Source organism: Pseudomonas sp. SL4(2022) (assembly GCF_026625725.1).
Lineage (GTDB): Bacteria > Pseudomonadota > Gammaproteobacteria > Pseudomonadales > Pseudomonadaceae > Aquipseudomonas.
In genome coordinates this window covers 2703125-2715688 of record NZ_CP113060.1, presented here as the reverse complement: position 1 = coordinate 2715688, position 12564 = coordinate 2703125, and the positions used below count along the sequence as shown (strand labels likewise).

The 12564-nt window shown below is 58.8% G+C and carries 8 protein-coding genes; 2 read left to right on the top strand and 6 right to left on the bottom strand.

Translation table 11 applies throughout. The annotated features are described in order from the left end of the window. Positions 1 to 217 precede the first annotated feature (217 nt). The gene (locus OU997_RS12790) at positions 218 to 1057 is read left to right on the top strand and encodes a metal-dependent hydrolase (protein ID WP_108487036.1); all 840 of its coding nucleotides are present in this window, start codon (positions 218 to 220) and stop codon (positions 1055 to 1057) included. A 151-nt stretch (positions 1058 to 1208) separates the two neighbouring features. On the opposite strand, the gene OU997_RS12785 is transcribed toward OU997_RS12790, so the two are convergent. Both OU997_RS12785 and OU997_RS12780 read right to left on the bottom strand, forming a co-directional pair. Further along, a complete protein-coding gene (locus OU997_RS12785; protein WP_108487037.1) occupies positions 1209 to 2150 on the bottom strand; it encodes an alpha/beta fold hydrolase in 942 nt (313 codons plus the stop codon). A 221-nt stretch (positions 2151 to 2371) separates the two neighbouring features. Next, a complete protein-coding gene (locus tag OU997_RS12780; RefSeq protein ID WP_108487038.1) occupies positions 2372 to 3052 on the bottom strand; it encodes a TetR/AcrR family transcriptional regulator in 681 nt (226 codons plus the stop codon). A gap of 84 nt (positions 3053 to 3136) precedes the next feature. Between OU997_RS12780 and OU997_RS12775 the strand changes: the two genes are divergently transcribed. Beyond that, a complete protein-coding gene (locus OU997_RS12775) occupies positions 3137 to 4006 on the top strand; it encodes a hypothetical protein (RefSeq protein WP_108487039.1) in 870 nt (289 codons plus the stop codon). Here OU997_RS12775 and OU997_RS12770 read toward each other — a convergent pair. The 4 genes from OU997_RS12770 to OU997_RS12755 form a co-directional block, all read right to left on the bottom strand. Next, a complete protein-coding gene (locus OU997_RS12770) occupies positions 3995 to 6712 on the bottom strand; it encodes a LuxR C-terminal-related transcriptional regulator (RefSeq protein ID WP_267806888.1) in 2718 nt (905 codons plus the stop codon). The two genes, OU997_RS12775 and OU997_RS12770, sit on opposite strands and share 12 nt — an antisense overlap. A 280-nt stretch (positions 6713 to 6992) precedes the next feature. Then, the gene (locus tag OU997_RS12765; RefSeq protein WP_108487053.1) at positions 6993 to 8360 is read right to left on the bottom strand and encodes a DUF1329 domain-containing protein; all 1368 of its coding nucleotides are present in this window, start codon (positions 8358 to 8360) and stop codon (positions 6993 to 6995) included. Between the two features lie 34 nt (positions 8361 to 8394). Then, positions 8395 to 10329: a DUF1302 domain-containing protein gene (locus tag OU997_RS12760; protein ID WP_267806887.1), complete on the bottom strand. Its 1935-nt coding sequence runs from the start codon at positions 10327 to 10329 to the stop codon at positions 8395 to 8397. Between the two features lie 370 nt (positions 10330 to 10699). Then, positions 10700 to 12382, bottom strand: coding sequence for a fatty acid--CoA ligase (locus tag OU997_RS12755; protein ID WP_108487042.1), 1683 nt, complete (start codon positions 12380 to 12382; stop codon positions 10700 to 10702). Between the last annotated feature and the right edge of the window lie 182 nt (positions 12383 to 12564).

Below are 12564 nucleotides of genomic sequence, written 5' to 3'. Positions count from 1 at the left end.
CATAGCAAGGCGGCTGGCGAGCGCCGATTTCCCCAACGCAAAGCTCTGGCACGGGCGCTTGAATGCACGACGAGGGCGCGAAGATGCCGCACGCGCTGGTACATCCGTACAACATTGGCCATATATGACCGAAATATTGGCTGTTGTGAACCTTTGCCGAGCGGCCCGGCGAACTCATAGTGAGTTCACGTGTCAGTCACAGACTCAGGGAGTCAGCATGGTCAGCACCACACCGGAAGGTTTGCAGATTCGTCCACGGCATATGGATTTCGATTTCCCCAACCCGCTGCCTCGACATTGGCACGGTGGTGATGCCTTCAAGACCCATTTGTTTGACGCCATGTCGGTGCTGTTCCCCGATGGCGAGCGCTTTTTTATCGATTCGGTGCGCCATTTCCGTGACCAGATCGATGACCCGGTGCTGAAAGAACAGATCCGTGGTTTTATCGGCCAGGAAGGCCACCACAGCCGCGAGCACCTTGAGTACAGCAATCGCCTGCGCGACCTCGGTTACGACATTACCCGTATTGAAAAGCGCGCCCGCGCACGCATCCGCTTTACCCAGAAGAAGTTTTCGCCGCAGCGTCAACTGGCAGCAACTGCCGCGCTGGAACACATCACCGCGATCATGGCTGACGGCCTGCTCAAGGACCCGCGCCACATGCAGGGGGCGCATCCGGTGATGGAACGCCTGTGGCGCTGGCACGCCCTGGAAGAAACCGAGCACAAGGCGGTGGCTTTCGACGTGTATAACCAGGTCTGCGGCAGCCGCAAACTGCTGCGGCGGGCGATGATCATGGGCACCTTCTTCTTTGTCCTCGATACCACTCGCGGCCTGGCGCATATGCTCAAACAGGACGGCCTGCTGTGGAACTGGCGCGTGTGGCGCGACGGCATTCAGTGGATGTGGGGCAAGGAAGGCGTGTTCCGCCCGCTGCTCAGCACCTACCGCGACTTCTTCAAGCCTAAGTTCCACCCCTGGGAGCACAACAACCTGGAGTTGCTCTACCAGACCCGTACGGAGTTTGATCTGCCCGTACAAAGCCAGGCGGCTTAACGCGGCTGTTCACGCAACGAACAAGGGAGCCCGCCGGCTCCCTTTTTTATGCACCTCTTGTAGCCCGGATTGCATCCGGGTTACGTCGCGGCTAAAGCCCCTCCCACACACTCATCGACAGAACATTGTGGGAGGCGCTTTAGCGGCGACGTTAAGCCTGTAGAAAACGCAGGGTGTCGGCGGCGCTTTGCTGCGGGATTTCTTCCATCGGAATATGCCCAACGCCCGGGTAGGTTTTCACCTGAATGCCCGGCAGGTCACGCTGCCACAGCGGCACGTGCTTGGGCGAAATCCAGCGGTCACGCTCGCCCCACAGCAGCAGCGTCGGCGCCTGAATCTGCGCCACCCGTGTCGGCGTGGTGTGCAGTTCGTCTTTATTGACCTTGAGCAGCACGCGGAAGATATCCATCATCGCCCGGCGGTTGCCGGGTCGCCGTGTCAGGTCGTTGTAGCGATCCACCACACCCGGCTTGATCCGTGCCGGCTCGCCGTACACTTCCTTGATGCCCTGGGCGATCAACGCGCGCGGCATCCACAGTGGCATGGCCACGGTGGCACCGGGTAAGGCAGCAGCAGCAATCATCCATGGCACTTTGTGCATGTGATAACCGGCCGGATCGATCAGCACCAGCTTCTCCACTCGCTGCGGCTGCGCCAGGGCGAAGTTCCAGGCGATATAACCGCCCAGGGAGTTGCCGACAATCGACGCCTTGCTCACGCCCAAGTAGTCGAGCAGCAGACCGAATACCTTGATCATCCGCTCGGCGGAATACACGCCATCGCGGGCCGGGCCGGTGAGGCCGAAGCCCGGCACATCGAAACGGATCACCCGGTATTCAGCGGTAAAGGCTGGCAGCCAGTCATCCCAGGTGTGCAGCGAGGCCACCACGCCGTGGATCAATACCAACACGGGCTTGTCGCGACTGCCCTCATCGCGGTAATGCAGGTTGAAGCCATCGAGTTCGATGTAGCGCGAGCCATTGGCGGCATTGCCATAGCGCGCCTTGAGGCGCTCCAGCGGCAGGGCGCCGAAGCCCAGACGGGCAAAACCGGCCGCCAGCGGTGGCGTCAGCGGGAGACTGGAAGCAGACATGCAGGCACCTCTAGATTGTTGTTATGGGAAAGATGCATCTGGTCTATCAGAGCATGTACACCCTGGGCTGACGCCTAACCTAGGTTAGGTACGACAAGTGCCTGCGCTCGGTGGTGCTTCGTTAAAAACCGCTTCGGAATGCTCATTTACAACTCGTAAACTCCGCTTCCTCACCGTTTTTTGCCTCGCCTGACCTTCGCTCGACGACTATTCGTACCAACCTAGGTTGAGCGGGGCGCGGGACACAGCGAAGCAATCAGCAGCTCACTGAGCACACGCTTGGCCTGTTCGATCTCCTCGCGTTTGGCGGCGCGGCCCAGTAGCTCCAGCGATGCCGCCTCCATGGCCCAGATCAGCGCGCGGTAGGTCAGCGGGTCAGCCGCCTGGGTGGCACCGTGCAGACGTTCGGCCAGCAACCGCGCCATCTCGGTATGCGCACGCTGGCGGTGTGCGGCCAGCGGGGAATCGGCGCGCAGGGCTTCTTCCTGCATCAGACGGATAATCGGCCCGACCGCCAGGTGATAGTCGAAGTAGCGCCCGACCATACCCTGCAGCCAGGCCTGCGGGCTGCCGGCAATGCTCTGCATTTCACTGAAACGCGACAGCAGCAGGGACACCGCCGTCTGATAGATGCCTTCGAGCACCTGCATCTTGTTCTCGAAGTACTTGTAGAAGGTGCGTCGCGACACGTTGGCCGCCGCCAGCAGGTCGTTCACCGTGGTGTCCGCCAGCCCCTTGCGGGCGAAAACCGGAATCGCCGCCAGCTGAATATTGGTGCGTTGCAGATGACCGATCAGCGGCCCATCGCCATCCTGCTCCTGCTGCTGGGCCACCGCGCCGTAACCGCCGAGGTCTTCAAATACCGCGCGAACGGCACCCAGTTCTGCCAACGCCTGCTGCATCGCACACTTCCCAACCAAGGCGCGGGTGACGCGAGCCGCCAAGCTGGTTACGCTGGGCCACGCCTACTCCGCAGGATTGTTCTTGTGTCGCACACGCTACCATCACGCCGTACCTTATCGCTGGCCATCCTTTTGCTGGTTCTGCTCGCGCCCGTGCAGGCCAGCGAGCTGTTCTACCTCGGGCAGAAGATTCCCGACATCCATAAACCCTGGAACAGCGCCGACTACCAGCAGCTGCTGGAGGCCCTGAACAAGGTCGACAGCACTCAGCTCAACGCCCTGCCCCGCCGCAGCGGCGAGTTCACCGGACCGATCTACCAGCGCATGGTCAGCGAAGAGAACTTCCGCCCGCAGCTGAACATCTACGCCCCGCTGGAGCTGCGGCAGAACGAAGCCCGCGAAGCGCTGTTCCGCCTCAAGGAGCTGATGCGCCTGTATTTTGATTTTCGCGCGGTGCAGCAGCCTTATGCCGCCGAAGCGCTGGGTGTGATGAGTTATTCACTGCGCCAGCAGGCGGTGCTGTTTACCCTGACCACCGAATTCTGGATGACCCTCTCGCAAACCGAGCAAAGCAACCCGGTGCGTCTGCAAGGCCTGCATGAAACCAAGGCGGCAGCAGCCATGCTCACCTCCAGCGCCCTGGATTACCTGGGCCTGACCAAACAGTTTGGCCGTGAAGAGCTGGTGCTCTACAGCGCCGAACTGAGCAAGCAACTGCCCGAACTGTTTATTCATTTGAGCGGGGAGGTGCGTGAAACCTTGCTGCAGCGTGTCGAACAACTGGCGCAGCAGCATGCTTATGCAGAAGTGCAGCAAAACATGCGCGAACTGCAGCCAGTGCTGCTGAGTATCCAGCAGGATGTGCAGGCCAAACTGGCCGCCGCCGCGGCGCAACCACGCAAAGCGCCAACGCGCAGCCTTGATCTATCAGTTCCGGCGGAATCAGCGCAGTAGGCCGAGGCTCTTGGCCCGCGCCACGGCCTGAGTGCGCCGCTCCACACCGAGTTTGCTGTTGATGTGGCGGGCGTGGGTCTTGACCGTGTGCAGGGAGATAAACAGGCTGTCGCTGATCTCCTGGTTGGAGCAGCCCTGGGCGATCAATTGCAGCACGGCCAACTCCCGCGAACTAAGGGCATCGACCACAGCGGCATAATCATCCTGACTGACCAGCGCCTGCGGCAGATGCTGTTGCAGGGCTTCGATCAGCGGGCTGGCGTGCTGGGTCAGCAACTGCTCACGTAGCCATTCGGGTTGTCGCGTCAGCAGCCCCTGGAAAGGCAGCAAGCCTCCACCGGCCGCCGTTTGCAGGGCACTGTGCAACTGCTGCTGCGCCTCGCGTTCGCGCCCGGCATCACGCAGCAGATCCGTCAGTTGCATCTGCGCAAGCGCCCCCAGCAGCTGACCACCGGCGTTCTGCGCCAGCTGGCTCAGCCCGCGCAAACGCCGCTCGGCCTGTTCATCCTCGCCCTGCAAACGCTCGTATGTGGCCAGATGCAGCTGAACATGCAATGGCAGTTGTGGATGGAACTCTGGCGCGGCAGCGGCCTGCTCACCGCCATAGGCATCCAGCAAGCGACTCAGCCAGACACCCGCCAGCTCAGTCTGACCCTGACACAGCCACAGCTCGCATTTGGTCAGGGTGATCATCGCCAGGTAGTAGATCGGCGGAATATCCCAGATATGCATCAGCCGCTCGGCCTCGGCCAACTGGGCAAACGCTTCTGGCAGGTTGCCGCAGCGCCCTTCCAGGCTGGCCAGCACGCAGTACCCGATCAACACACTGATATCACGACAACCACGCGCTTCGGCAATTCCGGCCAGCAAGCGCTGACGGGCCTGCTGCGGCTGCAGACGCAGGCTCAGCAGATAGCCTTCGTACAGGGTCAGCCGTCCACGTGCGGCGTACTGCCGCTGGGACGGCAGCTTGGCCAGACGCTGTTGGCCCTGGCGCACTTCGTCCAGTGCGCGGAGCACCTCGCCACGGGCTTGCAACACCCGCGCACGGTCGTAATAGGCCAGGGCTTCGAACAGCGGGTTACCGACCCGCTGCGCCAGCTCCAACGCTTCACGGTTCAGCCCACGGGCACGCCACAGATCACCGTGCACAATCGCCAGGTTGGCCAGACTGGACAGGCACATCAGGCGCTGCCCATAACGGTCCAGCGGCAGACAGCTCAGCGCTTCACTGCAATAGGCCTGAGCTTTGCCGCTGTCACCGCGGCCGCGGGCAATCACCCCACTCAGGGCCAGCCACTGGGCCAGCAAACCTTCCTGCTCGCGGCGCTCGCGGGCGGGCATAAAACGCCCCAGCTCAGCCAGCAGTTCTTCGGCGGCATCCAGCTGACAGGCCAACGCCAGCGCCCAGCCGTACAACAGAATCAGCCGTGGTGTGCTGGTCAGCAGGCTGTCCGGCAAGTCCATCTTCCAGCGCAATAAGGTGGCGACGTTCTGCTCGGCCAACAACTGTTCTTCGGAGAGGTTCTGCACCAGGTTCGCTGCCACGTCCGGCTGGCCTGCGCGCAACGCCTGTTCGATGGCTTCATCCAGCAAGCCCTCAGCGCTGAACCAGCGACACGCGCGCAAATGCAGACCTGAGGTGGGCTGCGGCCGGCTACGCAGCAAATCGGAAAACAGGTGGTGATAGCGAAACCATTTGCCCTGCTCATCCAGCGGCACCAGAAACACCTGATGCGCCTGTAGGTGGCGGAGAATCGCAGCGCTGTCATGGGCATCGCGCAGGGCATCACACAGCTCGGCGCAGAAGCGCTCCTGACTGGCCGTCTCATAGAGAAAGGCCTGCACGTCAGCCGGCTGGCGTTCGATCACCTCTTCCAGCAGGTAGTCGTGAATCAGCCCGTCACCGCCCTGCACCCGCGCCGGCAACGCCGCCGACTCCTGCGTCTCGCTGACGGCCAGCGACCAAAGGCGTAACCCCGCCACCCAGCCCTCACTGCGTTGCAACAAGGCGGCCAGCGCTTCGGCCGACAGCTCGGCGCCCTGCAGCCGGAGCAACGCAGTACTTTCAACGTCGGTCAGGCGCAGATCCTGTTCATGCAGTTCCAGTAACTGGCGCGACAGGCGCAGACGCGCCAGGTGCCAGTCCGGGCGTTGACGACTGGTCACCAGAATCAGCAGTCCGGTAGGCAGATGATTGAGAAAAAACTGCAGGCAACGATCCAAGACGGCGCCTTGCGCCAGATGATAGTCGTCCAGCACCAGTAGCAACGGTTGCTGCGGATCAAGGCACACCGCCAGCTCATCAAGCAAACCGTCCAGCCACTCTTCAAAGGCAAATGGCTGATGCCGTTGACGCAGGCGCAGCAAGCCCAGCGCCTCCTGCCCCACACCAGGGAAAAACTCTTGCAGCCCACTGAGCAAGCGCTCAAGAAAGCGCCCTGGATCGCTGTCGCGCACGCTCAGCCCCAACCACAGGCTTTGCCACTGCTCTGGCAAGTGTTCGCAAAACTCGATAGCCAGCGAGCTCTTGCCAAACCCAGCCGGAGCGCTGACCAGCAACAGGCGCCCCGCCAAACCACCTAGCAGGCGCTCGCACAAGCGCGGGCGTGGAACATAGTGGGCGGGTAACGGAGGCCGATAGAAGTGCCCGCCCAATACATTGGGGGTCGCTACCAAGCCAGGAATACGGGACAAATCAGTCATCAGCCGGTTTCTTGTAGTAGTCAGGCAGAGGCACTACCGATGCCCCGCAGACTAGCGCCTTGACTCGTGCATTTGAAGCCCTGGGTACAGTCGGGTAGCAAACTACACTGATTGTTCATCCATCAGCCACAGAGTGCTTGGCGTGTGCGGGGCAAACTGACGGCTTGTAACAGCATGTCGGCAAAGGGTCATCGCAACACCGGCCAGACAATCGAAATCAATGACTGCACATAAAAAAACCGGCCACTAGGGCCGGTTTTCAATACAGCATGACGCAGGTTTAGCGTACGCCCGCCTGGCGCAGGGCCGCTGGGGTGTAATCACTTTCCTTGGCTGGGTAGTCGAACTCGTAGGCACTCTTCTCTTCGTTCTTCATGCCCAGAGCCAAGTAGCGGCCAGACAGCAGGTCATACAAGGTTTCGATGCTGTACCACGGCACTTGCTTGTCGTAGTAGTACTGAGCATGGGCTTCAGCCACACGCCACAGGGTACCGCGACCGTCGTAATGATCGATCGCCGCTGCTTGCCAGGTGTCCTCATCGATGAAGAAGTCACGCTTGGCATAGATATGACGCTCGCCCGACTTCAGGGTTGCAGTCACATGCCATACGCGGTGCAACTCATAACGGGTCAGATCCTGATTGATATGGCCAGCCTTGATGATCTGGTCATACTTCAGCTTCGGTGAGTCCAAACGGTAGCTGTTGTAAGGAATGTAGATTTCCTTCTTACCGTTGAGCTTCCACTCGTAACGGTCAGGTGCACCGTTGTACATGTCGAAGTTGTCGGAAGTACGCAGACCGTCAGCGGCAGTACCTGGACCGTCATAGGACACCTGCGGCGCACGACGCACACGACGCTGACCGGCGTTGTACAACCACGCCAGACGCGGTTCCTTCACCTGGTTGAGGGTCTCGTGCACCAACAACACGTTACCCGCCAGACGCGACGGCGCGGTTACGCGCTGTTTGAAATAGAACAGCACGTTGCTCGGCTTGCTGTTGTCTGCATCTTTCAGGGCGCCACGGAAGGTGAACTCATCCTGGAAGTAAACCAGGCTGTAGGAACCATTCGGCTGCGGCGTTGCCTGGGTTACCAGACGCTTCACACTGCCACCACGGTAGCGGGTGATGTGGTTCCAGATGGCTTCCAGACCGTCCTTCGGAATCGGGAACGGGTTGGCCTGATCGAAGTTCTCCAAACCGTTACCGCCTTCGACCAGCTTGGTATTCACCGCGTTGTTTTTGGCTGCGGCCAGAATATTAGCGGGCAGGTTGGCAGTACGATGGGTTGCGAACACCGGCATTTTGTAGCTTTCCGGGTAACGCTTGAACATCGCCAGCTGGCCTGGGGTCAGCTTGTCTTTGTACTGATCCACGTTTTGCGCGGTAATAGTGAACAGCGGCTGCTCATTCGGGAACGGGTCCGAAAGGAAACCCGCACCGTCGGCAGTACCAGCACTGGCTGGCAGACCGCCCGTCCAGGCAGGGATCGAGCCATCCGCATTACCCGCCATTTCCGCACCAATCGGAGTCAGCGTAGTACCCAGTTTCGCGGCCTCATCTGGCGAGACGGCAGCCATCACACCGCTGGCCAGCAGCGAAAGTGTCAGCGCACCGGTTTGCAGCAGACTTTTTGTTGTTTTCATAGTCATAGTCGTCCTCAAAATCTCGTCCGCTTACTTAGAAGTTCACGCCAAAGCTGAGCGCAACGAAGTCGCGGTCAATTGAAGTGTTGTATTTGCCGCCGAAGAAATCGGTGTAAGACAGGCTGGCGGTGTAAGTGTTTTGGTAGTCCGCATCCAGACCCAAGCTGACAGCCTTAGCGTCTTCGGTGAACAAGCCGTTCGGGCCGTAGCCGTCAACGTCATGCGACCAGGAAACACTTGGCTTCAGGTTTACACCAGCGAATACGTCCGGGTAATCCCAGATGGCGCGAGCGCGGTAACCCCAGGCAGTAGAAGTAACGAACCCGTCGTCTTCACAGTACTTGGTCGCGTTCTCAGCGTTGGGATTGTTACCCAAAGTGCTAACATTCAGACCTTTACATGCGTTAAATACACCAACGCCAGATACTGCATAGTTACCCGAAAGAGGACCTGGACCATATACAGGATCTCGGCCATAACGAACGTCATCTGAGCTTTCCAAACCACCTACATGTACAACTCCGATTTCGCCAACCAGAGTCAGGCGGCTAGCGCCCATGACCTGATCAAAGAAATGGGTAAAAGTAGTCTGAAATTGGGTAATTTCCTTACGGCGATAACCATGTAAATCACTGCCAGGTGCGCCGTTAAGAAGAGAAATATTCCCAAGACCAGCACCAGCAAAAGTTGCAGCCGCCAATGGGTTGAAAGCTGGGTTGGCAAGCGGTTTCAGACCGGCATAGAGAACGTCAGTAGTATTCAACTGAACGGGGGCATTCGGCCGGTAACTTAGCTCACCAGCCCACGCGGTACCGGTTGGTAACGTAGTCGAAAAACTCACACCATAAAGGCGAATATCTTCTGGATACTCCATGAAATATTCGGAGTTACCAGCTACACGCAATGGTGCTAGAGCCGCAGAAGCTGGGAAGCCTGGGATAGTGGCTGCGTTGTAAAACGCTGGAGCGGCACCAGTGGCACTGAAAATTGGTGTGCGGCTGTGATAATTCATGAAATAGGCACCAAATTCGGTGTCCAACGGCTCAAAGAAGTAGCGGAATGCCGTACCCCACTGACCATCATCACGAGCATCGCGATCCCCTGCACGAGGAACAAGCACGCCTTCTTGGTTGATATCAACACCGAGACCTCCGAGCAGCGCCAACTGCTGTGCGCTAAAACTCGAGGCTTGCCTCAACACACGCAGATTGTCGTCACAGCCATCAGCAACAATGTCTGCCTGAGAGAAGAACGTGCCGCAGTTATCCGCTACGGTCTGATCCCACTCCAACTGGTAGAACGCTTCCATTGAGAGATTTTCAGTCAGACTCTGCGACACATAGAACATGTTGACTGGGATCAAGCCCTCTTTCACCTCAGCACCAGGGCGGCGGAATGCAGACACATCAACCGGGTTAATTTCGTTGATGCTGTTACGGATAAAGGTGCTTTCACCCCAACTTACAACTTGCTTACCCAAACGAACCGAGCCTGGCTGCTCACCAATGGCATAGTTGTGATAAACGAAGGCATCAAGAATTTGCGCACCAGAAGCTTGCGCCCCTTCTTTGCGATTGCTGTCGCTGATGTCCTTAAACTGACGGCTTTCATCTTTCAGTTCAAAGTCGTACCAGTATTTGCCACGAACAAATACACCTGTATCGCCGTACTTCAACTCCAGGTCGTGAATACCCTTGAAGATTTTCGAGAAGGTTTCGCCTTTCTTGAAATTGGCATGACCATCATCTGAGGTTTGCGAAAGACCGTCACCACCGTTGTTAAAACCGATCAAATCTGGATCAGCACCACGCACCGACCAGCTTGAGCCAATCGACATCGAAGAGTCGAACTGACCTTCGATCTCACCGATATTGAAAGTAACGCCGAATGCAGGGGCGGCGAGGGTGGATGCGAGGCTGACGGCCAGTGGCAGTTTTGCCAGGCGCCAGGTTTGTTTTGTTTTTGTCATCGACGCTACTCCATGTGCTTTTTGTTATGGATGGTGCGGACTATAGCCAGCGGGTACTTCTGCTTGATCCCTCGAAAGTGTGATTTGCAGCCCCAGGCACTCTGGCTCGCAGGTTTCGGCGTGTTGACCACTACCGGCAGAGCCAAGAATGGCTTGGAATGAGCAATTAGCAAGCCAAACGCTTGTTTGACCGGCCAGTCACCCCAAACGACCTGATTTGCCGTTAATTGAACAACCGGACTGACCGGCCAAGACCCACCTAGCAATCACTTCACAGATACCTACAGGCCTTGAGCCGCCTGGCCTGCGCGGTGCCAAGCGACTGCCGTATAACGGACGCTGCCTGCAGCTGCGCCCGTTACAGAAAACCTTATAACGTGGAAAGGAACGGACTGCCGGCAGCCTGCCACTGGACGATATCCAAGCGAATGCGTTTCTTATCCAGCTTGCCGACGCTGGTCTTGGGAACTTCGGTAACAAGGGCGATCTGCGACGGTATCGCCCACTTGTTGATGCTGCCCTGATCAACAAACGGCTTGAGGTGTTCCTTGAGCCCTTTGGCATCCAGGCTCTGGCCATCGCGCAGTACCAACAGGGCAAACGGCCGCTCGCCCCATTGCGGATCGACCACACCCACCACCGCGACTTCACGTACGGCGGGGTGGCGGCTGATCAGATCTTCCAGCTCCAAGGAGGAAATCCACTCGCCGCCGGTCTTGATCACATCCTTGATGCGGTCGCGGATATCGATAAAGCCGAAGTCGTCGATGGTCGCCACGTCACCGGTGTGCAGCCAGCCGTGTTGCCACAGTTCAGCGCCCTTCTCCGGCTCGCGGAAGTAACCCTGGGTCAGCCAGGGCGCGCGCAGCACCAATTCGCCCTGACTCTCGCCATCGGCCGGTAACAGGGTGCCATCGGCGGACATGATCGCCGCTTCCACCAGCGGCACCGGCACGCCAGCCTTGATCCGGTAGGTGGTGCGTTCATCTTCGCTGCCGGCCAACAGCTCATCGTTGATATGGGCACAGGAGATCAGCGGGCAGGTTTCCGACATGCCATAGGCAGCGGTCAGCTGGATGCCACGCGCCTTGGCGGCGTCATACAGCGAACGATTGAGCGCGCTGCCGCCGATGATCATTTTCAGGCCGCCGAAATCATGGCCCTGGGCGCTGGGAGCGGCCATGACCATCTGCAGAATGGTCGGTACACAGTGGGAGAAGGTGACCTTCTCCTCCTTGATCAACCGGCAGAGCAGGTCCGGCTCATAACGGCCAGGGTAGACCTGCTTGATCCCCAGCATGGTGGCCACATACGGGATGCCCCAGGCATGCACGTGGAACATCGGGGTGATCGGCATGTACACATCGTTGGTGCCCAACAGGCGAATGCTGTCCAGGCTGCCCAGCACGCTGGCTTCGGCCATGGTATGCAGCACCAGTTGGCGATGACTGAAGTACACGCCCTTGGGGTTGCCGGTGGTGCCGGTGGTGTAGAAGGTCGTGGCGACCGAGTTTTCGTCGAAATCCGGGAAGTCGTAACGCGGGCTGGCGGCCGCCAGCAGGTTTTCGTACTCACCAACCAGACCATTCAATTCGGCAGTTTTGTCCGTGCCATCGGTTAAGAGCATGGTCTTCTGCACCGTGGTCAGCTGACTTTCGATGCCTTTGTAGAGCGGCACGAACTCGCTGTTGACCAGCACGAACGCATCCTCGGCATGGTTCATGGTGTAGAGAATCTGCTCAGCCGATAGGCGGATGTTGATGGTGTGCAGCACCGCGCCGATCATCGGAATGGCAAACATACATTCCAGATAGCGGTGGCTGTCCCAGTCCATCACCGCCACGGTATCACCAGCCTTGACCCCGGCCTCAGTGAGTACATTGGCCAGGCGCGCTACACGTTCGTTGAGGGTCGCGTAGCTGTAACGCAACTGGTCGCGGTAAACGATTTCGCGGGTTTTCTCGTAACGAATGCCCGACAACAAGAGGCGCTTGATCAGCAGCGGCGCATTGTGAGCATTGTCAGCGGGAGCAATCAGGCGGGTCTGCAGCATGGCGGTACCTATTGTTGGTTTTTTCAGTGGGCCCAATCTAGAGCCGCCGCCGCCTGCTCAAATCAGCCCAAAGAATGATTTTTTGCGTGACTCTTTGGGCATTTTTAGTCACGCAGTAGAATCATTGCCTCGCATTCGATGTGTTTGACCTGCGATCTATTACAAAAACGAGGAGTTTTCCG

Bases quoted from the DNA above. Each gene is read 5' to 3' on its own strand.
- OU997_RS12755 (WP_108487042.1), bottom strand. From the start codon at position 12,382: ATGCTGCAGACCCGCCTGATTGCTCCCGCTGACAATGCTCACAATGCG.
- OU997_RS12770 (WP_267806888.1), bottom strand. From the start codon at position 6,712: ATGACTGATTTGTCCCGTATTCCTGGCTTGGTAGCGACCCCCAATGTA.
- OU997_RS12780 (WP_108487038.1), bottom strand. From the start codon at position 3,052: ATGCAGCAGGCGTTGGCAGAACTGGGTGCCGTTCGCGCGGTATTTGAA.
- OU997_RS12790 (WP_108487036.1), top strand. From the start codon at position 218: ATGGTCAGCACCACACCGGAAGGTTTGCAGATTCGTCCACGGCATATG.
- OU997_RS12765 (WP_108487053.1), bottom strand. From the start codon at position 8,360: ATGAAAACAACAAAAAGTCTGCTGCAAACCGGTGCGCTGACACTTTCG.
- OU997_RS12760 (WP_267806887.1), bottom strand. From the start codon at position 10,329: ATGACAAAAACAAAACAAACCTGGCGCCTGGCAAAACTGCCACTGGCC.
- OU997_RS12785 (WP_108487037.1), bottom strand. From the start codon at position 2,150: ATGTCTGCTTCCAGTCTCCCGCTGACGCCACCGCTGGCGGCCGGTTTT.